We start from the raw sequence: 19,921 nt of genomic DNA, 5'->3' as shown, positions 1-19,921 counted from the left end.
ACGGGGACGGCCGAGGCGGACGGAAGGACCGCTGAAGACTCTGGCACAGGCCGCCTGGCCTCGTAAGGGATTTGGCCATACACGATGCGGTGGTGCTTCTGGCATATGCTCTTGTCCTCTTGAATCGTTCTCCAGGGTGTCTTGCTCGAACGACTGACCGGTAATGGCGTAGTTCGGGCCGGTCCGGGTCGTGCGACGCGGGGAGCGGAAACACGTAGCCGTCCTACGCAGGACGACGTGCCGCCCCGACCCCCGTGGGAGGGGCCGGGGCGGCACGTGTCCTTCGGGGCCGCGGCCCCCGTTACCTCCCCAGCCGGGTGCCCGGCGCGGACGAGGAAGCCGCCGTGGCACTGCCGTTGATGACGAACTGGGAACCCGGCTCGATGAGCACGTCACCGTCGCGCGAGTCCTTGATCGTCACACCGGAGAGCGTGGCGTTGCCCCGGGCCCCGCTCATGGCGAGGATGCCCGAGCCGTTGACGGACTTGGAGATCGACACATTGCTGATCTTCACGTCCGGCATGGCGCCGCCACCTGTCTTGAACTGGATCCCGTCGTACGTCGAGTCCTGTATGTCGGTGTCCCGGATGGTGACGCCCGGGATGTTCTGCCCCTGCGCGAACAGGGTGATCGCACCGAACTCCTGGTCCTCGTTCCAGAACGCCCCGCCCGTGCGGTACAGACCGTTGTTCGCGATCAGCGTCTGCCCGGAGAAGGGCAGCGGGTCGTGGTCGGTCGCGAGCATGATGCCGGGGTAGTTCGCGGTGTCGTAGACGAGGTTGTTCTCGATCTTGTTGCCGTAACCGCCGTACACGGCGATGCCGTTGGCCCGCCACGGCAGCTGCACCGTGTTGTTGCGGAAGACGTTGTCGTGCCCGACGTCGACCGAGGTGTCCTTGACGTACTTGTTGGCCCACACGGCCAGCGCGTCGTCGCCGGTGGTGCGGAACGACGAGTTGTAGACGCTGGAATTGCGGGTGCCGTTGGAGAAGTTGATGCCGTCCGCGTACGTGTCACGGATGCGCATGCCGCTGAACTCCAGGCCGTCGGCCGGGCCCCACAGCTCCGGGATGTTGCTGTAGTCGCGGCCCACCCACACACCGACGTTGGCGTGCTCGATCCAGACGTTGGAGATCTTGGTGTTCTTGCCGAAGCGGCCGTTGAGACCGACTCCGCCCTCGGCGTTGCCGTCACCGCCGCGGATGGTGCCCGAGCCGAAGATCGCGATGTCGGAGATCTTGGTGTTGTCGTCGATGTCGAAGCCGAAGTTGCCCTCGTGCGGATGGTTGATGCCGCCCGCGTTCTGCGGCGCGGTCAGCGTGTAGAGCTGCGAGTGCCACATGCCGGCGCCCTTGATGGTGACGTCGCGGATGCCGACCTGGTTGTACTGGCCGCGGTTCAGCGGGTCGTCCGTGAGGATCTTCTGCTCCTGGCGCCACTGCCCGGCAGGGATCCACACGCAGGCGATGTCGCCGTTCTGGTCGGCGGTCACCGCCTTCTGGATGGCCGCCGTGTCGTCGTTGCCGTCGTTCGGCACCGCCCCGTACGCCGTGATCGAGGTGCACTCGGCGGGCTTGCTCGCCGGCGGCGCCACCTGCTCCAGGTCGACGAGGTCGACGATGTAGTACGCGGCGTCGTCACCGGAGTCGCGCTGCAGCCGGAACTTCGTGCCCTGGGGGTAGGTCTGCGCGAGCAGGGCGTGCGTCTCGTCGAAGAGGCGGCGCGCGTCACCGCCGGGGGTGTTGGTCAGGCCCTCGGGGTCGTCCGTGTGCCCGTACAGCCAGCTGTGCTTGGAGGACAGGTTCAGCTTCTGCACGAACGTGCCGTTCGCGTACAGGCTGAGGGTCTTCTCCTGGCCGCCGCCGCCCGCCGCGTCCGGGATGGAGTTGCGGACCACGATGGAGTTCGTCGCGTTCGTGGAGGTGAACTCCACGTACTGGCCTGTGGAGTTGAGCCGCACCGACTTGCGGCCGGAGGACTCGGACGCGTAGTTCGTGTGGCCGAAGGTGCGCTTGGCGTCGGCCGTGAGGAGCGTGCCCGTGTAGGTGCCGTCCTCGGCCTCGTACTCGGTGTAGGGCACGGCCGCGCCCCGGCCCACCACGATCGAGCGCGCGAGGACGTTGTTGTTCTCGTTCGTCTCCGCGACGGTGTTGGTGGCGTCCGCGGTGGCGGTGAGGGTGGCGCCGCCGCTGACCGCGGTCCAGCTGCCGGAGAGGGCGACGTCGGCGCTGGCGCCCGCGGCGAGGGCGGGCGTCGTGCCGTTCAGCGTGGCGGTGCCCACCGTCAGCCGGGTCACGGAACCGGCCGGTACCGCGCTGGTGCCGCGGTTGTGCACCTTCACCGAGAACGTGACGTTCGCGCCGACCGCGGGGCTGGCCGGGTTCGACGTGATACCGGTGACCTCCAGGTCGGGACCCGGGGTCTGGCCGACGGTCAGCTTGGTGTCGGCGGTGCGGCTGTTGTTCGTCTCGTCCTGCTCGTTGATCGCGTTGGTCGGGTCGACCAGCGCCGACACGGTGTAGCTGCCCTCGGCGCGCTTGCCGATGGTCACCGGCACCGTGGCCGACGCCCCGGCGGCGAGCGCGGGGACCGCCACGCTGCCCGCGACCGTTCCGCCGACGCTCACGTCCACGGTGGTCGCCGCGGCGGCCGCCGTACCGGTGTTGCGCACCGTGGTGTTCACCTTGATCGTGTCGGCCTCGCTGGGCGACGCGGGATCCCAGGACAGGCCCGACACCGTCAGATCCGGGTTCGGCGCCGGAGTGCCGTGCACCTCGAACTCGGCCACCTGGCCACCGTAACCGGCGGTGTTGGAGGAGAACTTCAGCTGCACGTCGGAGTAGCGCCCGGACACCGGGATCGTCACGGTGTTCTGGTTGCCGGACGGGTTGAACGTGTAGTCGGCCTTCGCCTTGACCGAGCTGAACGCGCCCGCCGACGCCGCACGCCCGAGCACCTCGATGCTCTGCGTGCGCGTGGCCCAGGCGGGGTCCGGGTTCAGCTTCAGGACGAGCGAGTCCAGGTCGGCGTCGGCGCCGAGCTTCACCGTGAGCGTCGACGGGCTGCCGCTCGCCTCCCAGTAGCTGCCCGTGCTGCCGTCGACGGCGTTCTTCGCGACGTAGTTCTGGATGGTCGACGACGCCTCGACCGGCTTGTTCAGGGCCAGGTTCGCACCGGCCGCCGATGCCGGCTGGGCCGTGACGGGCAGCAGCCCGAGCGTGCCCAGTGCGGCGCCGAGCAGGACGGCGGTCAGCCGTCTGCCTCTCTGCCTGTCTCTCTGCCTGTGTCTCACGACGTGGTCCTCTCGGTACGGGGGATGCGGGAGTTCCGGGGGATGCCGGGGATACGGGGGCGGTTCACTTCAGGTACGCCTCGACCTCGCTGAGCTGCGCGGCGGGCCAGCCCGTGTTGCCGGTCACCTGAACGCGCAGATGGCGGGTGGCGGGCGAGGTGTCGGGCAGGGCGACGGTCACGGTGTTGCCGGTGGCCGGGTCGAAGCGGTAGCCCTTCGACGCGGCCAGCGTGGTGAACGACGACCCGTCGGTGCTGCCCTGCACCGTGAGGGTCTCGGTGCGCGCGCCCCACGCCGTGGCCGGCGGCAGCTTGAGGACGACCCGCCGCACGGCCTGCGCCGAGCCGAGGTCGACGGTGAGCGCCTGCGGGAAGGCGTTGTTGGCCGACTCCCAGTACGAGTTCGCGTCGCCGTCGACCGCCTTGCCGGGCGTGTACACATCGACCGAGCCGGTCGCGGTGGCCGGGCGGCCCTGGGCGAGGTTGCGGGCCGGGTCGGGGTCCGGGTTGCCGGCGCCGGGCTGCGGCCACGCCGAGCAGTTCGCCCAGGTGCTCGACCAGCCGGAGTTGCCGCCGCCGTCGGTGAGCGTGAAGGTGCCCGATCCGGACGGGTAGGGGCAGTTGTAGACACCGGCCGCGCCGACCCCGGTGGCCTTCAGGTTGCTGATCTTCACCGCGCCGGGCGTCTCCGCCTGCACCACGACCGTACCGACCTTGTCCACGGTCGAGCCGTCGACGGTCACGTTCTTGACGGCCTTGCCGGTGCCGCTGCCCGAGACGAACTCGTAGGCGCTGTAAGGGCTGTCCTTGATCGTGGTGTTGGTGATGTTCACGGTCGCCTCGATGGCGCTGTCGTACGCGTCGACGCGCAGCGCGCCCATCGGATGGCCCCAGTTGGGGTTGATCGCCCCGGTGCGCACGAGCGTGTTCCCGGAGACCGTGATGGTGCCCGCGAGCGGGGAGAACGGGTCGAGGAACTTCTGGTTGGAGATCGCGATGCCGCTGCCCAGCGCGTTGGTGTCCTGGACCAGGTTGTCCTTGACGGTGATGTCGGTGCCGCCGTAGATCGCGATGCCGTTGGCCAGGTTGGGCTGCGAGATGGTGTTGCCGGAGAACGTGGAGCCGGTGTCCGCGCCGTTCAGCGACCACATGGCGAGGGAGTCGTCGCCCTGGTTGCGCAGGAAGTTGTTCCGGACCTGGACGCCGTGCGCGTTGCCGTTGAGGTTGAGGCCGTCGGCCGTGGTGTCGAGCACGCGGCTGTTCTCGACGATCAGGTTGTCGTTGTTCCCGGTCAGCCAGAAACCGCACTTCAGGTGCTGGATCCACATGCCGGAGACGGTGGAGTTCGGGCCGAGCGAGCCGTTCACGAAGTTGTCCGGGTTGTTGTCGACGCGCTCGGTGACCTCGCCGATCACCGCGAAGTTCTTGAGATTGACCCGGCCCGCGGAGCTCGTCTGGTCGATGAAGTGCGAGGAGCGCACGACCGAGTACCAGCTGCCCGCGCCCAGGAGCGTGACGTTCTCCACGCCGCTGAGCGCGGAGCCCACCTTGAAGGTGCCGGCCGGGATCCAGACGGTGCCGCCACTGCCCTTCGCCGCGCTGATCGCGTCGCGGAACGCCTGGGTCGAGTCCTGCTGACCGGTCGCGTCGGCGCCCTTGTCGACCACCGAGACGGCGCCCGCGGGCTTGGTCGCGGCATCCGGGACCTGCTCGAAGTCGGCCACGTCAACGGTGACCTGGGTCGAGGCGGCCTCCAGCTTCACCTTGTCGCCCGCCTGGAGGTTCCGGCCGAGCAGCAGGCGCGCGTTGTCGAAGAAGTGGTGCGTCTTGGCGCCCGCGATCCAGGAGGTGTCGACGTAGCTGTACTTCGACGTGACGGCCAGGGACGAGGAGAGCTTGGTGCCGTTCACGTAGACCGCGAGCGAGCCGGACTGTCCGTCGGGCACGTTGTAGGCGACGTTCACGGCGTTGGCCGCGCCGGTCAGCGTGAACTCGACGCTCTGGCCCGCGTTCAGGCGGACCGCCTGACGGCCGGAGGCCTCCGAGGCGACGGTGCCCTGGGTGTAGTCGGGCCCGATCTTCGTGCCGCCGGTGACGGCGGACTCCGCCTCGTAGGAGGCGAAGGGGAGCGTGGCGCCCGCGGCGGCCGCGGCGGCGGCCCGCTGCTGCGGGGCCGCGTGGGCCGTCGCCGGATCGCCGGCTCCGACCACGGCGCTCACCAGGGCGACCGCGAGGGCGAGGACGGAGAGGCGACGCGCGGTCACTGATGGCGCGTTCATGACATGCGGGTTCATCTGCGGTGGGGCCTTCCTGGTGGGGGTGGGGAGGTGGGGGTGAAGGTGGGGCCGATGGCAGAGAGATGCCTTCCGGGGGCCGCAGAGCGCCCCGGCCGCAGGCAGCGCTCACTCAAGCATCGCAACCAAGACAGCACAAGATGTTGGGCAAAGACTGCAAATAATTGACAGCCTTGCGCAATCACTGACCAGGCAAGGGTGTTGGAGCCTTCGGGGGCTCCGGCGAACGGAACCTCCGCGCCCGGCGCTCACCGGAGGGTCCGGCTCCGCTCGCTGCCTGTATGCCGCACGCTTCCCGGGCCTGGTGCGGTCCGGCGCTGACGGCGCATCACCGAGGAGCCGTCGTGATGCAGTCGTAATCTTGCAATTCTGGATCCAAATCTTGCGGTCATCTGTGCGCCGTCCTATCGTCACGTCTCGAATCAAGGGCAGTGCTTGGGCTTGACCCCTGGAGGAGCCGTAATGAAGCCCCGTAACCTCGCGATCCTTCTGACCACAGGTCTGGCACTCACTGCCACAGCCTGCGGCGGTGACTCGTCGGACGACGGCGCCGGTGGAAAGGTCAACATCACCGTGGCCTGTCAGCCGGCGAAGACCGCGCCGAAGCAGCGCCAGGCATGGAACGACGACGTCGCCGCGTTCGAGAAGGCGCACCCGAATGTGAAGGTGAAGAGCACGGACCAGCAGCCGTGCTTCGACCCGAAGACGTTCGCGGCGAAGCTGGCCGGCGGGCAGATGGAGACAGTGTTCATGGTCCCCGTCACCAACTACGCGGACGTGATCTCCAAGCGGCAGGCGAAGGACATCACGGGCGACACCAAGTACGTGAAGAACTTCGGTGACATCAAGCAGAACGTGCGCGACATGGTCACCAAGGACGGCAAGGTCTACGGGATCCCGAACGTCAGCTACAGCGTCGGACTCGTCTACAACAGAGCCGTCTTCAAGAAGGCCGGCCTGGACCCCGACTCCCCGCCGAAGACGTGGGACGAGGTCCGCGCCGCCGCGAAGAAGATCGCCGGGCTCGGCAAGGACTACGTCGGCTACGGCGAGTACGGCGGCGGCAACACCGGCGGCTGGCACTTCGCGCAGGCCATCTACAGCCGCGGCGGCGAGATGGTCCAGGACCACAAGGCGGCCTTCAACAGCGCCGAGGGCAAGGCCGTCCTGCAGACGCTGCACGACATGCGCTGGAAGGACAACAGCACCGGCAGCAAGGTCAACATCGGCTGGGAGTCGCTGATGCAGCTGATGGCGGCCGGGAAGACGGGCATGATGCTCGGCGCCCCGGACGTCGTCACCGACGTCGTCCAGAAGTTCCAGGGCAAGGTCGACGACTACGGCATCACCGGGATCCCCGACGGCAAGGCGTCGCTGACCGGTGGCGAGGCGTACATGATCAACCCCAAGGCGAACGCGGCGCAGACCAAGGCCGGCCTGGAGTGGATCGACTTCCAGTTCAACACGCCGGGCAAGGGCCGCTTCGACTTCGCCCGCGGCAAGGCCAACGGCGAGGCCGTGGGCGTGCCGAACAACGACTACATGGGTGACTCGCCCACCGGCAAGAAGCTCGCCGAGGAGCGCAAGGCCAACGCGAGCCTCCCGGTCGAGTACTACGAGCCGTACGTCGCGACCTCGACCTCGGTCGAGCCGAAGCTGGAGCCGGAGAAGGCGCAGGAGCTGTACGCCGTCCTCGACGTCGCCATGTCGGCGGTGCTCACGCGGGAGAACGCGGACATCGACCAGCTGCTCAAGGACGCGGAGTCCAAGGCGAACTCGATCCTCGCCAAGAGCTGACGGCACAAGGTCCCGGGGTGCCGCCCACCGTGGCGGCACCCCGAGTCGGCACCGCACCGGGTCGGAGCCGGGAACGGGAGATCACGATGGAAACACTCACGGTGGAGCCCCAGCGGCGGACCGCGCCACGGCGCCGGCCACCCTCCAAACGCGGCCGGGCCGCGCGCAGAAACCTGAGCGCCTACGGATTTCTGTGCGCAGCGCTTTTCTGTTTCGCCATGTTCGCGTGGTGGCCGATCGTCAAGGAGGTCCTGCTCAGCTTCCAGTCGACCAACCTGGTCGACCCGCCCACCTGGGTGGGCCTGGACAACTTCCGTACGGTGGTGCACGACCCGGCGTTCGGCCAGGCGTGGCGCAACACCCTGGTCTTCACCCTGCTGGCCCTGGTGTGCGGTTACATCATCCCGTTCGCCGTAGCCATCGTGCTCAACGAGCTGCGGCACGCCCGCGCGTACCTGCGCTTCGTCGTCTATCTCCCGGTGATGCTGCCGCCGATCGTGGCGGTACTGCTGTTCCGCTGGTTCTACGATCCCGGACCCGGTCTGTTCAACCAGATCCTCGACTTCGTCGGCCTGCCGACCCTGTCCTGGCTGGACTCCACCAGCACGGCGCTGATCTCCCTGGTGATCGTCTCCACCTGGATGAACCTCGGTTCCGGCGTGCTGATCTATCTCGCGGCCCTGCAGAACATCCCCGGCGACCTCTACGAAGCGGCCGAGCTCGACGGCGCCGGCATCTTCAAGCGGATCTGGCACGTCACCATCCCGCAGACCCGGCTGATCCTGCTGCTGATGTTGATGCTGCAGATCGTCGCCACGATGCAGGTGTTCATCGAGCCGTACATGCTCACGGGCGGCGGCCCGGAGAACGCGACGGTCACCGTCGCCTACCTCATGTACCAGTACGCGTTCGTCTACGGCGGCAACTACGGGGCTGGCAGCGCGCTCGGCCTGATGCTCATGGTCGCCCTGCTGGCGGTCGCCGCGGTGCAGCTCCGGCTGACCCGAGAGGAGAAGTAGGTCCATGGTCAACACCACCGCCCGCCCGGACGCGGCGGAGCAGACCCCGGGCGAGAAGACCACCGTCCGCCGCACCGGACGGACCACGAGCAGGCGTCGCGGCGCCTGGGCCGAGGGCCACACCAGGACCATCGTCTCGCCGCTGGAGCTCAAGTCCCGCTGGGGCCGCAAGATCTACTGGACGCTCCTCGTGTTCGTCCTGCTCGTGTTCACCCTGGTGTTCGTCTTTCCCCTGTACTGGATGGTGACGGGGGCGATGAAGTCGGGCGAGGAGATCGCCCAGATGCCGCCCACCCTCTTCCCCAAGCATCCCGACTTCGGCGTCTTCGCCGACGCCTGGAAGCTGTTCGACATCGGGACCCTGCTGAAGAACACCCTGTACTACGCCGTCGGCGCCTGGCTCTTCGCGCTGGCGGTCGACGTCTGTGCCGCCTACGCCCTGTCCAAGCTCCGGCCGATGTTCGGGAACATCATCCTGGCCGGCATGTTCGCCACCCTGATGATCCCGCCGATCGTCGTGATGATCCCGGCGTACATCACCGTGACCGACGTGCCGATCTTCGGCTGGCACCTGCTCAACTCGCCCTGGGCGATCTGGTTCCCGGTGGCCGCCAACGGGTTCAACATCTTCCTGCTGAAGCGCTTCTTCGACTCGATCCCGAACGAACTCCTGGAGGCGGCCGAGATCGACGGGGTGCCCCCGTGGCGGATCCTGGTCTCGATCATCCTGCCGATCTCCCGGCCCATCCTCGGCGTGGTCTCCATCTTCACCGTCGTCGCGATCTTCAAGGACTTCGTCTGGCCGCTCCTCGTCCTGCCCGACAGCGAGAAGATGACCATCAGCGTGGGCCTGTCGCAGACCGCGGGCGCGGTGACGCAGAACCAGATCATGGCCGGCCTCGTCATCGCCAGCATCCCGATGATCATCGTGTTCTTCTTCTTCCAGCGCAGCATCATGGCGGGCCTGACCGCCGGAAGCCTCAAGGGCTGACCGCGCGCACCGCGCCGGGCCCGAAGCCAGTACCACCCCTCAGCACTCCGCCGCCGGCCTCATCCATCCATGCCCCCGCACCGGCCGGCGGCGGAGTCCCACCTGCCCGAAAGGACCTCCCGTGGCAGCTGTTCCCTCGTCCCGCACCGACGACTGGTGGCGCGACGCCGTCATCTACCAGGTGTACCCCCGGAGCTTCGCGGACGGAGACGGCGACGGAGCCGGGGACCTGGCGGGCGTCCGCGCCCACCTGTCGTATCTCGCCGAACTCGGCGTGGACGCCGTGTGGTTCACGCCCTGGTACCAGTCCCCGCTGGTGGACGGCGGCTACGACGTGGCCGACTACCGCACCATCGACCCCGCCTTCGGCACCCTCGAAGAGGCGGAGAAGCTGATCTCCGAGGCCGCCGACCTCGGGATCCGGGTCATCGTCGACATCGTCCCGAACCACGTCTCCGATCAGCACGCCTGGTTCCGGGCGGCGCTGGCCGCGGGCCCCGGCAGCCCCGAGCGGGAGCGCTTCCACTTCCGGCCCGGCCGCGGTGAGCAGGGCGAACTCCCGCCGAACAACTGGCCGTCCGAGTTCGCGGGCGGCACCTGGACCCGGGTCCCCGACGGCGAGTGGTACCTCCACCTGTTCACCCCGGAGCAGCCCGACCTCAACTGGTCCCACCCGGACGTGCGCCGGGAGCACGAGGACGTGCTGCGCTTCTGGTTCGAGCGCGGTGTCGCGGGCGTGCGCATCGACTCCGCGGCGCTGCTCGCCAAACACCCCGACCTGCCCGACTACGAGGAGGGCGTCGGCCCGCACCCGTACGTCGACCAGGACGAACTGCACGACATCTACCGGTCCTGGCGGACCATCGCCGACGAGTACGGCGGCGTCTTCGTCGGTGAGGTGTGGCTGCCCGACGCCGAGCGCTTCGCGCGCTATCTGCGCCCCGACGAGCTGCACACCGCCTTTAACTTCAACTTCCTCAGCTGCCCGTGGGACGCGGACCGGCTGCGCCGCACGATCGACGACACCCTCGCCGAGCACGCCCCCGTCCACGCGCCGGCCACCTGGGTCCTGTGCAACCACGACGTGACCCGCACCGTCACCCGCTACGGCCGCGAGGACACCGGCTTCGACTTCGCGACCAAGCGGTTCGGCACCCCCGTCGACCTCGCCCTCGGCACCCGCCGGGCCCGCGCCGCGGCCCTGCTCACGCTGGCCCTGCCCGGCTCGGTCTACCTCTACCAGGGCGAGGAACTGGGGCTGCCCGAGGCGGACATCCCGCTGGACCGCATCGAGGACCCCATGCACTTCCGCTCCGGCGGCACCGACCCCGGCCGCGACGGCTGCCGGGTGCCGCTGCCCTGGGTGGCCGACGCCCCGCACTGCGGTTTCGGCTCCGGGGCCGAGCCCTGGCTGCCGCAGCCCGCGTACTGGGCGGACTACGCGGTGGACCGGCAGGCCGGGGCACCGGACTCGATGCTGACGCTGTACCGCACCGCGCTGGAGATCCGGCGTGCGGGCCCCGGGTTCTGCGACGGACCGATGTCCTGGCTGCCCGCGGAGGACGGGGTGCTCGCCTTCTCCCGGCCGGGCGGCCTGGTCTGCGTGGTCAATCTGCGCGACCGGCCCGCCGAACTGCCGTCGTACGACCGGCTGATCCTGTCGAGCGGTCCGCTCGACGGCCAGGGACGGCTGCCGAGCGACACCGCGGCATGGCTGCGGACCTGACGTCGCCGGGCAGGGTGAGGCCGATGGAGGCACATCAAATGCCAGAGAGTGTAAGTTCTTTGCAAGCCAATGAGCTAATCTTGCAGATATGACACGACGACTTGCTCAAGTTGCCAGGAAAGCGGGAGTCAGTGAGGCAACGGTGAGCCGTGTCCTCAATGAAAGGCCGGGTGTCTCGGAGGCGACGCGGCAGTCGGTGCTCACCGCACTCGACGTGCTCGGCTACGAACGCCCCACCCAACTGCGCGGCGAGCGGGCCCGCCTGGTGGGCCTGGTCCTGCCGGAACTCCAGAACCCGATCTTCCCCGCGTTCGCGGAGGTGATCGGGGGCGCGCTCGCCCAGCAGGGCCTGACCCCCGTCCTGTGCACCCAGACCAAGAACGGCGTCTCCGAGGCCGACTACATGGAGCTGCTGCTCCAGCAGCAGGTCTCGGGCGTGGTGTTCGCGGGCGGGCACTTCGCGCAGGCCGACGCCGACCACGGGCACTACCGACGGCTGGCCGAGCGCAAGATCCCGGTCGTCTTCATCAACGCGTCGATCACGGGCCTCGACTTCCCCTGTGTGTCCTGCGACGACGCGGTCGCGGTCGAGCAGGCGTGGCGCCACCTCGCCTCGCTCGGCCACGAGCGGATCGGTCTGCTGCTCGGCCCCCTGGACCACATGCCGTCCCGCCGGAAGCTGCGGGCCGCCCGCGGCGTCGCGCGTGCGATGGGCATGACCCTGGACGACGCGCTGGTGGAGCGGTCGCTGTTCTCCCTGGAGGGAGGGCAGGCCGCCGCCTCACGACTGCTCGACAAGGGAACCACCGGCATCATCTGCGCGAGCGACCCGCTGGCCCTGGGCGCCATCAGGGCGGCCCGCCGGCGGGGGCTCTCCGTCCCCGAGGACCTGTCGGTCGTCGGCTACGACGACTCCGCGTTCATGACCTGCACCGAACCGCCCCTGTCGACGGTGCGCCAGCCCATCGAGGCGATGGGGCGCGCGGCGGTCGAACTGCTCATGGCACAGCTCCAGGGCTCGCGCACGCACCTCGGCGAGCTGCTCTTCGAACCGGAGCTCGTCGTGCGCGGCTCCACGGGCCAGCTGACCGCCTCCGCGTAGGGCGCCGGCAGGTCAGTCGGCCGCCCGCGGCGGCGCCGTCGAACCGCGCACCACCAGCTCGGGCTCGAAGAGCAGTTCACCGGGCGGTACCGCACCGCCCTGGATCTGCGCGACGAGGAGCTCGACGGCGGCCCGGCCCATCGCCTCGATGGGCTGCCGTACGGTCGTCAGCGGCGGCTCGGTGCAGTTCATGAACGCCGAGTCGTCGTAGCCGACCACCGAGATGTCCCGGGGCACCGAGCGCCCGGCCCGGCGCGCGGCGCGCACCGCCCCGAGGGCCAGCGGATCGCTGGCGCAGATGACGCCGGTGATGCCCCGGCCGATCAGCCGGGCCGCCGCGGCGTGCCCTCCCTCCAGGGAGAACATCGCCCGCTCCACCGCGTCGTCGGCCAGCCGGCCGCCCGCCGCCTGCGCGGCGGCGCGCGCCGCCGCGAGCTTGCGCTGCGACGGCATGTGGTCGTCGGGACCGAGCACCAGCCCGATCCGCTCATGGCCGAGCGAGGCGAGATGCCGCCAGGCCTGCTCGATCGCGACCGCGTCGTCACAGGCCACGCACGGGAACCCGAGCCGCTCGATGGCGGCGTTCACCAGTACCACCGGCACATTGCGCTCGGCCAGCCGCTGGTAGTGCCCGTGCTCCGCGTCGGCCTGCGCGAACAGACCTCCCGCGAAGACGACTCCGGACACCTGCTGCTGGAGCAGCAGCTCCACATAGTCCGCCTCCGAGACCCCGCCCTTGGTCTGGGTGCACAGGACGGGGGTCAGGCCCTGCTGGGCGAGCGCGCCCCCGATCACCTCCGCGAACGCGGGGAAGATCGGGTTCTGGAGTTCCGGCAGGACGAGGCCCACCAGGCGGGCCCGCTCGCCGCGCAGTTGGGTGGGGCGTTCGTAGCCGAGCACGTCGAGTGCGGTGAGCACCGACTGCCGCGTCGCCTCCGAGACACCGGGCTTGTTGTTGAGCACCCGGCTGACCGTGGCCTCGCTGACCCCGACCTTCTTCGCCACCTGAGCAAGTCTGCGCGTCATGGAACGCAAGATTAGCGCAACGCTTGCGGTCCGTTTGCGTGATCGGGGCATCCGTCCGGACGCCCGGCCCGCAGGGGCGCCTGCGCCGATCAGGCGGCGCGACGGCGGCTGTGGCGTGCCGCGGCCCCCGCCCGGGGAACAGATGCCCGCGTGAACGACACGACCGTACGCGACGACCCGGCGGCCCCGGAACCGGTGGGCGGCACTTCGTCCGCCCGCGAGTGGTCCCTGGCGGACCTGCCCGCGCTCACCTTCGACCCGCTCCTGGCCGAGCTGCTCCGCGAGGAGCCGGTGGCCCGGGTGCGGATGCCCTTCGGACAGGAGCGCGAGGCGTGGCTCGTCACGCGCTACCAGGACGTGCGCCTGGTGACCTCCGACCCGCGCTTCAGCCGCTCCGCGCTCGTCGACCGTGAGGTGAACGGCATGATGGCGCACCGCGTCGCCGCCACCGTCGGCCTCAACTACGCGGATCCGCCCGACCACACGCGACTGCGCAAGGTGATGATCAAGGCGTTCACCGGCCGCACCATGAAGGGCCTGCGCCCGCGCGCCGAGGCCACCGCCGCCGCGCTCCTGACCGCGATGGAGGAGGCGGGCCCGCCCGCCGACCTCGTGGAACATCTGCACGGCCCGTTCCCGCTGGCCGTCGTCAGCGACCTGCTGGGCGTGCCGGTCGAGGACCGGGACCGGCTCGCCGACTGGCCGGATGTGATCCTCTCGGCGGGCCCCGGGCCGAAGTCCAGCGAGGCCGCGAAGGAGCGGATGCGCCAGTACATCGTCGACCTGCTCACCGAGCGAAGGGAGAGCCCCGCCGACGACCTGGCCTCCGTGCTCGGGCGGGCCTGCGCCGACGGCGGGATCACCGAGGCGGAGGCCGTCTCCCTCGCCACGGCCGTCCTGGTCAGCGGCGCCCACGCCGTCCGCAACAACAGCGCCAACATGGTCTACACGCTACTGACCCGGCCGGAGCTGGCCGACCGGCTGCGCGCGCGGCCCGATCTCCTCCCGCGGGCGGTCGACGAACTCCTGCGGCACATCCCGCACCGCAACGGCGTGGGCCTGCCCCGCATCGCCACCGAGGACATCGAGGTCGGCGGCGTGCTGATCCGCGCGGGCGAGGCCGTCTACGCCTCCTACCTCACGGCCAACCGCGACCCCGAGGTCTTCGCCGACCCCGACGCGCTCGACCTCGACCGCACCGGCACGGCCCACCTCTCCTTCGGGCACGGACCGCACCACTGCATCGGCGCGATGCTGGCCCGCATGGAGTCCGAGGTGATGCTCGGCGCCCTGCTGACCCGCTTCCCCGGGCTGCGGCTCGCGGTGGACCCGGCCGAGGTGGAGTGGCAGAGCAAGGGGTTCATCCGGGGGCCGAAGGCTCTGCCCGTCAGCTGGTGACGCGGAAACCGGCCACGAGTTCGAGCACCGTCCGGTCCTCGTCGGCGGATCCGCGCCGCGCGGGATCGCCCGGATACGTGTCGAACAGGACATGACCGGCGCCGAGTTCGGCCAGCGTCTCCACATCGGCCCGGATCTGCCCGGCGCTGCCGTGTCCGAGCGGCCGGTCGGCGGTGTCGGGGACGGGCCGCTCGCTCAGGGCGAGCTGGATCCGGGGCGCGAGCACCGGCACCGCCCGCCCCGCCCGGTCGGCTTCCTCGGCGAGCCGCGGCAGTTTCGCCCGCAGCCCGGCGAGCGTCGGCAGATACGGATGCCAGGCCTCGCCGAGCCGCGCGGCGCGCCGCAGCGCGGCGGGGGAGTCGCCGCCGACCCACACCGGCACGTGCGGGGCGCTCGCCGGCGCGGGCCCGGTGCGGACCTCCTCGAACTCCACGTAGCGGCCCGAGAAACTGCACGGGTCCTGGGTCCAGGCCGCCCGGATCGCCGCCAGGTACTCGTCGGTGATCGCGCCCCGCTGCTCGAAGGGGACGCCCAGCGTGCGGTACTCGGCGGCCGACCAGCCGACACCGGCGCCCAGGATGAACCCCGCGTCGTTCAGCCGGTCGATGTTCGCGGCGAGCCGCGCCGTCTGGAGCGGATGCCGGTAGGGGATGACGGTGATCGTCGTGCCGAGGGTGAGGCCCGGTACGCGGCCCGCGAGATGGGCGGCGAGGACGAACTGGTCGTAGAACGGTGCCGGATAGACCGCGTGGACATCCGGGGTGACCGCGACGTGGTCGGAGATCATCGCGAACGAGAAGCCGAGGTCACGGGCGTCCGTGGCCTGACGGACAAGGCTCTCGGGGGTGGTGCCGGAGCCGAAGTTGAGAAGGTTGACGCCGAATCGCATGTCCGGCAGTCAAGTTGATCTTGCTGGTCGCCGTCGAGGCCGGGCGATCGTTTCCGGCCACGTCACGCCCGGTGGTCTCGTTCACTGTTCCGGCAATGCGAAGATTCCGTAACCGAATCCGTCCGCCTCGACCGCCGTGCCGTCCGCCGCGATCCGTGCGCCGCGTGCCTCGACGGGCCGCGCCCCGGCGATCCGGCCCGCATGCACACCGGTCGGCCAACTCGTCGCATTCCGGCTCGGGTTGACGATCACGAGGTACCGGGCCCCGCGTACGTACACGAACGGATGGCCCTCGTGCAGCACCTCGACCGGTGCCCCGTGCCCGAGCGCCGGAGCGGAGCGGCGCAGGGCGATCAGGCGGCGCACGAGATGCAGCAGTGAGGTCTCGTCCGCGCGCTGCGCGGCCACCGAAGGGCGGTCCGGCGACGGGTCGAGCGGCAGGTAGAAGCGGTCCTCGGCGGCGGTCGAGAAACCGGCGCCGGGGCCGTCCTCCCACTGCATGGGGGTACGGGAACCGGCCCGGTTGTAGCGCGGGCCGAGGACGCTGCCCTCCTTCTCCGGCAGATCGGGCACGTACCGCATCCCGATCTCGTCGCCGTAGTAGATCGCCGGCAGGGTCGGCCAGGTGAGCTGGAAGGCGAACGCGGCCGGGAGCTGCTCGGCCGTGCGCGGGCCGCAGTTGAGGCGGGAGAAGTCGTGGTTGGAGGTGGGCAGCGCGATGAAACCGGAGTCGCCGAGCGCGGCCGCCGCCTGCCGCCACGCGTGGACGAACGGGCCGGGCGAGCCGTTCCCGGAGGCGTCGAAGAAGCAGTCCAGCGGATCCCAGGCCGCGTCCGTGGTCCCCGTACCGTTGCTCCACAGGGAACGCAGCGCGAGACCGTTCGCCGGACCGCCGAACTGGAGGAAGAAGTCGGCGTGGAAACCCGCCGGCACCGAGACCTCCGGGTCGCCCCACTCCGAGAGCAGCACCGCCCGCGGGTGCGCGCGGTCGAGCCAGTGCCGCAGCTCCGTCCAGAGCGCCGCGGTCGCCCGCCTGCCCGGATCGTCCTTCACCAGCGACGCCGCCATGTCGACCCGGAACCCGGAGACCCCGAGCCGCAGCCAGTGGTCCATGACCTCGCGCAGCGCCGCCCGGTTGGCGCGCGGCCCCTCCGCGTCGGTGGGCTGCCGCCACGGCTCGTCCGCGCTCGTGCGCGCGTAGCCGAAGTTGAGCGCGGGCTGCGAGTCGAAGAAGTTCGGCAGATAACCGCCGGGACGACTGCCGGGCGACGGGACGAAACCCGCGGGGACGTCCTCGGCGCTCCAGATGTACCGGTGGTCGGAAGGGTCGTCAGCGGCGGCGCGGAACCACGGATGCGCGTCGGAGGTGTGCCCGGCGACCAGGTCGAGCAGGATCCGGATGCCGCGCCGGCCCGCGAGATCCACCAGCTTGGCGAGATCGTCCGCGGTGCCGTAGCGCGGCGCGATCCGGAGATAGTCGGCGACGTCGTAGCCCGCGTCCCGGAACGGCGAGGCGAAGCACGGGTTGAGCCACACCGTGTTCACGCCGAGCCACGCCAGGTGGTCGAGCCGATCGGCGATCCCGCCGAGGTCGCCGATCCCGTCCCCGTCGGAGTCGGCGAACGACTGCGGGTAGATCTGGTAGAAGACGGCCCCGGCGAGCCAGGCCGGGGCGGGACGGAACGGCGCTGCGTCGGGCATGGGGACGCCAACTCCCTCGCGAGGTGGGGACGTCGAGCGTACGAGGGGTGGGGCGCGGCCGGGTAGAGGGCCCGGCGGCCGGTCGGCGATCAGGTGTGCGGCACGATCGCCACCGGGCTCGTCGCGTGATGCACCACGGAGTGGGCGCTCGCGCCCAGCCGGAGCGCGTCGGCGCGCCGGCCGATCACGGTGAGGCTCGCTCCCGTCGACGCCTTCAGCAGATGGTGGCCGGGCTGCCCGTACAGCAGCCGCTCCGACACCGCCACCTCCGGGTACTTGGCCCGCCACGCCTGAAGGGCGGCCGACAGTGCCTGGCGGCCCAAAGACTCGCGGTGGGCCGCGTCACCCGCCGGCGCGCCCCCGGGCGCACGGGGGTCGAGCGGCGGCAGCTCCCAGGTGTGCAGGGCGTGCAGCGGCGCCTCGCGCAGGGCGGCGGCCTCGAACGCGTAACCGAGGACGTCGTCGGTGGCGGACGCCACGTCGAGGCCGACGACCACCGGCCGGAAACGCCCCTCGGCCGTCCGCTCGTCCTGGGGGAGCGCGCCGGCCCGCACCAGCACGACGGGGCACGGCGCATCGGTCGTCACCGCGAGCGCGATGGGGCCGACGAGGAACCCGGCGTACCCCGTGAAGCCCCGCGAACCCAGCACCAGCGCCTCGGAGTTCGCCGCCGCCTCCAGCAGCGCGCCCACCGGAGGCTGCGGCCTGCGGCGCGCCAGGATCTGCAACGCCGGGTGAGTGTAGGAGAGTTGAAGCGCGGTCCGGTCGAGAACGGCGCGCCGGGGCAGATCGACGTCCAGGGGCGGGGGTGCGGTCCTGCGGCCGGTCCCGGCGTGCACCAGACGCAGGGGCAGACCGCGGCGCAGCGCCTCGCGGGCCGCCCAGTCGGCGGCGTCCATGCTCTCGCGCGAGCCGTCGGTCCCGACGCTCAGGACGCGAATGCTGGTCATGACGGAACCTCCAAGGCGATGAGGCGGACGATGTCCTGCTGCGCGGGTTCCACGCGAGGGCGGGGTCAGTCGTGTGCGCGGCGCGGCAGTGACACGGATCGGGCCGGGGCTCGCGACGGCGCACGTTCCTGGGACGTTCCCACGAGGACCACCGCCGCCGGGAGAGGTGAACCGGCCCTGGCCACCGGGACGTTCGGCCCCGCCGCGCGGACCACCGGACGCCCCCGGCACCCGGAACCGACAGGGCCCCGGTCCAGAGCCGTTCGGCCCCTGGCCCGCGCGGGAGGCGTCCCCGCAGGCTGGACCTGTCGCACGACGGCAGTCCGGAGTGGGGAAGCGCCGCCGGCAGGACCGGGCGCCGCCGATCGTCCGGCCCCGCCCCGCGCCGCCCCCCTCGGAGGGAAGCGTTCCCGGCCTGCGCGCGACGCCCCGGAAGGAGGCCGCCCCATGACCACCACGGCCCCGCGCATGAGCCAGACGCTGCCCGAGACCTACCGGGACCGGCTGATGCGCCTCGCCCGTGACGTGGCGATCCCCCAAGGCACCCGGCTCTTCGAGGAAGGGGGCCGCGCCGACCGCTTCTGGATCGTGAGCAGCGGCAGCGTCGTCCTCGACCTGCACGTACCCGGGCGCCGCGCACCCGTCGTCGAGACCTTGGGACGCGGTGAACTCGTCGGCTGGTCCTGGCTGTTCCCGCCGTACGCGTGGCAGTTCGGCGCCCAGGCCGAAACGCCGGTGCGCGCCCACGAGTTCGACGCGTTCACGGTCCGCCTGATGTGCGCCTCCGACCCCGGGCTCGGCTCGTTCGTCGCCCAGTGGGTCGGCCAGGTCCTCGCCCACCGCCTCACGACCACCCGCACCAGGCTGCTCGACCTCTACGCGCCGTACGGATCCGGCGCGGCCCTGCCCTGATGACGGTTGCCCAGGACGGGAGGACGGTCCCGTAGGACGGGAGATCGGGGCCGTTCGGCCCTGGCGGATCACCCCCGGCGCCCCTCAGGATCTAGGGGACGACCATCCGAGGGGAGGGGCCGCCATGCAGCCACCACGCACCTTCAGCGCTGACGATCCCGTCCGCATCCTGCTCCTCGACGACCACGAAGTGGTCCGCAGGGGGCTGCGCGACCTCCTCGGCGCCGAGCCCGACCTGGAGGTCGTGGGGGAAGCGGCCACCGCGGCGCAGGCCCTCACCAGAGGGCCTGCGCTGCGGCCCGACGTGGCCGTGCTCGACGTGCGGCTCCCGGACGGCGACGGCATCACCGTCTGCCGCGAACTGCGCACTCTGCTGCCGGAGGTGAGCTGTCTGATGCTCACCTCGTTCGACGACGACGACGCGCTCCTGGACGCCATCATGGCGGGCGCCTCCGGCTATGTGCTGAAGCAGATCAAGGGCTCCGACCTGATCTCCGCCGTGCGCACCGTCGCCTCCGGCGAGTCGATGCTCGACCCCGCGACGACCGCCCGGCTGATGCGCAGCCTGGGCGGACCCGAGCAGCGCGCGGCGGAGAACGGCTCACCGCTCGACGGCCAGGCCGTCGAACTCACCGAGCGGGAGCGGGACATCCTCGAACTCGTCGGGGAGGGCCTGACCAACCGGCAGATCGGGCAGCGCCTCTTCCTCTCCGAGAAGACGGTGAAGAACAACATCTCGCGGCTGCTGGCCAAACTGGGCGTCGAACGGCGCATCCAGGCGGCCGTGCTCGCCACCCGACTGCCGCCCAAAGGAAAATGACGCAG

The 19,921-nt window shown here is 70.7% G+C and carries 14 protein-coding genes; 8 read left to right on the top strand and 6 right to left on the bottom strand.

The genetic code is table 11. The features are described from left to right. Nucleotides 1-301: 301 nt before the first annotated feature. Together ABII15_RS02015 and ABII15_RS02010 are read right to left on the bottom strand one after the other, a co-directional pair. Nucleotides 302-3,292, bottom strand: coding sequence for a CARDB domain-containing protein (locus ABII15_RS02015; RefSeq protein ID WP_353940493.1), 2,991 nt, complete (start codon nt 3,290-3,292; stop codon nt 302-304). A 64-nt stretch (nt 3,293-3,356) separates the two neighbouring features. Then, nucleotides 3,357-5,570, bottom strand: coding sequence for a discoidin domain-containing protein (locus ABII15_RS02010; protein WP_353940492.1), 2,214 nt, complete (start codon nt 5,568-5,570; stop codon nt 3,357-3,359). A gap of 477 nt (nt 5,571-6,047) precedes the next feature. On the opposite strand from ABII15_RS02010, the gene ABII15_RS02005 reads away from it, so the two are divergent. The 5 genes from ABII15_RS02005 (at nt 6,048) to ABII15_RS01985 (ending at nt 12,220) form a co-directional block, all read left to right on the top strand. Then, nucleotides 6,048-7,382, top strand: coding sequence for an extracellular solute-binding protein (locus tag ABII15_RS02005; protein ID WP_353940491.1), 1,335 nt, complete (start codon nt 6,048-6,050; stop codon nt 7,380-7,382). Nucleotides 7,383-7,468: 86 nt separating this feature from the next. After that, nucleotides 7,469-8,401, top strand: a complete 933-nt coding sequence (locus ABII15_RS02000; RefSeq protein WP_353940490.1) for a sugar ABC transporter permease — start codon at nt 7,469-7,471, stop codon at nt 8,399-8,401. A gap of 4 nt (nt 8,402-8,405) precedes the next feature. Then, nucleotides 8,406-9,392, top strand: a complete 987-nt coding sequence (locus tag ABII15_RS01995) for a carbohydrate ABC transporter permease (protein WP_353940489.1) — start codon at nt 8,406-8,408, stop codon at nt 9,390-9,392. Between the two features lie 121 nt (nt 9,393-9,513). Then, on the top strand, nt 9,514-11,118 hold the full coding sequence (locus ABII15_RS01990; RefSeq protein ID WP_353940488.1) for a glycoside hydrolase family 13 protein: 1,605 nt from the start codon (nt 9,514-9,516) through the stop codon (nt 11,116-11,118). Between the two features lie 88 nt (nt 11,119-11,206). Then, nucleotides 11,207-12,220 (top strand): LacI family DNA-binding transcriptional regulator, encoded by a 1,014-nt coding sequence (locus tag ABII15_RS01985; RefSeq protein WP_353940487.1) that lies wholly within the window; start codon nt 11,207-11,209, stop codon nt 12,218-12,220. Nucleotides 12,221-12,232: 12 nt separating this feature from the next. Here ABII15_RS01985 and ABII15_RS01980 read toward each other — a convergent pair whose 3' ends face one another. After that, a complete protein-coding gene (locus ABII15_RS01980) occupies nt 12,233-13,246 on the bottom strand; it encodes a LacI family DNA-binding transcriptional regulator (protein ID WP_353940486.1) in 1,014 nt (337 codons plus the stop codon). A 150-nt stretch (nt 13,247-13,396) separates the two neighbouring features. On the opposite strand from ABII15_RS01980, the gene ABII15_RS01975 reads away from it, so the two are divergent. Then, nucleotides 13,397-14,644 carry a cytochrome P450 gene (locus tag ABII15_RS01975; RefSeq protein ID WP_353940485.1) on the top strand — a complete coding sequence of 416 codons (1,248 nt, stop codon included), beginning with the start codon at nt 13,397-13,399 and terminating at the stop codon, nt 14,642-14,644. Here ABII15_RS01975 and ABII15_RS01970 read toward each other — a convergent pair. The 3 genes from ABII15_RS01970 to ABII15_RS01960 form a co-directional block, all read right to left on the bottom strand. Continuing rightward, nucleotides 14,634-15,533, bottom strand: coding sequence for a TIGR03619 family F420-dependent LLM class oxidoreductase (locus ABII15_RS01970; protein ID WP_353940484.1), 900 nt, complete (start codon nt 15,531-15,533; stop codon nt 14,634-14,636). The genes ABII15_RS01975 and ABII15_RS01970 overlap by 11 nt on opposite strands. A gap of 81 nt (nt 15,534-15,614) precedes the next feature. Further along, nucleotides 15,615-17,234, bottom strand: a complete 1,620-nt coding sequence (locus ABII15_RS01965) for an alpha-amylase family glycosyl hydrolase (RefSeq protein ID WP_353940483.1) — start codon at nt 17,232-17,234, stop codon at nt 15,615-15,617. An 89-nt stretch (nt 17,235-17,323) separates the two neighbouring features. Continuing rightward, nucleotides 17,324-18,184: a universal stress protein gene (locus ABII15_RS01960; protein WP_353940482.1), complete on the bottom strand. Its 861-nt coding sequence runs from the start codon at nt 18,182-18,184 to the stop codon at nt 17,324-17,326. A 447-nt stretch (nt 18,185-18,631) separates the two neighbouring features. Between ABII15_RS01960 and ABII15_RS01955 the strand changes: the two genes are divergently transcribed. Next, a complete protein-coding gene (locus ABII15_RS01955) occupies nt 18,632-19,096 on the top strand; it encodes a cyclic nucleotide-binding domain-containing protein (protein ID WP_353940481.1) in 465 nt (154 codons plus the stop codon). 124 nt (nt 19,097-19,220) lie between these two features. After that, complete coding sequence (locus ABII15_RS01950; RefSeq protein ID WP_353940480.1) at nt 19,221-19,916, top strand: response regulator transcription factor; 696 nt, start codon at nt 19,221-19,223, stop codon at nt 19,914-19,916. Nucleotides 19,917-19,921: the final 5 nt, after the last annotated feature.

This window comes from Streptomyces sp. HUAS MG91 (assembly GCF_040529335.1).
Classification (GTDB): domain Bacteria; phylum Actinomycetota; class Actinomycetes; order Streptomycetales; family Streptomycetaceae; genus Streptomyces; species Streptomyces tabacisoli.
This window is presented reverse-complemented; position numbering and strand designations above follow the sequence as displayed.

What these genes read in the sequence shown, in the direction of transcription:
- ABII15_RS02010 (WP_353940492.1), bottom strand. Translation starts at nt 5,570, where the DNA reads ATGAACGCGCCATCAGTGACCGCGCGTCGCCTCTCCGTCCTCGCCCTC.
- ABII15_RS02005 (WP_353940491.1), top strand. Translation starts at nt 6,048, where the DNA reads ATGAAGCCCCGTAACCTCGCGATCCTTCTGACCACAGGTCTGGCACTC.
- ABII15_RS02000 (WP_353940490.1), top strand. Translation starts at nt 7,469, where the DNA reads ATGGAAACACTCACGGTGGAGCCCCAGCGGCGGACCGCGCCACGGCGC.
- ABII15_RS01995 (WP_353940489.1), top strand. Translation starts at nt 8,406, where the DNA reads ATGGTCAACACCACCGCCCGCCCGGACGCGGCGGAGCAGACCCCGGGC.
- ABII15_RS01985 (WP_353940487.1), top strand. Translation starts at nt 11,207, where the DNA reads ATGACACGACGACTTGCTCAAGTTGCCAGGAAAGCGGGAGTCAGTGAG.
- ABII15_RS01980 (WP_353940486.1), bottom strand. Translation starts at nt 13,246, where the DNA reads ATGACGCGCAGACTTGCTCAGGTGGCGAAGAAGGTCGGGGTCAGCGAG.
- ABII15_RS01970 (WP_353940484.1), bottom strand. Translation starts at nt 15,533, where the DNA reads ATGCGATTCGGCGTCAACCTTCTCAACTTCGGCTCCGGCACCACCCCC.
- ABII15_RS01965 (WP_353940483.1), bottom strand. Translation starts at nt 17,234, where the DNA reads ATGCCCGACGCAGCGCCGTTCCGTCCCGCCCCGGCCTGGCTCGCCGGG.
- ABII15_RS01960 (WP_353940482.1), bottom strand. Translation starts at nt 18,184, where the DNA reads ATGACCAGCATTCGCGTCCTGAGCGTCGGGACCGACGGCTCGCGCGAG.
- ABII15_RS01955 (WP_353940481.1), top strand. Translation starts at nt 18,632, where the DNA reads ATGACCACCACGGCCCCGCGCATGAGCCAGACGCTGCCCGAGACCTAC.
- ABII15_RS01950 (WP_353940480.1), top strand. Translation starts at nt 19,221, where the DNA reads ATGCAGCCACCACGCACCTTCAGCGCTGACGATCCCGTCCGCATCCTG.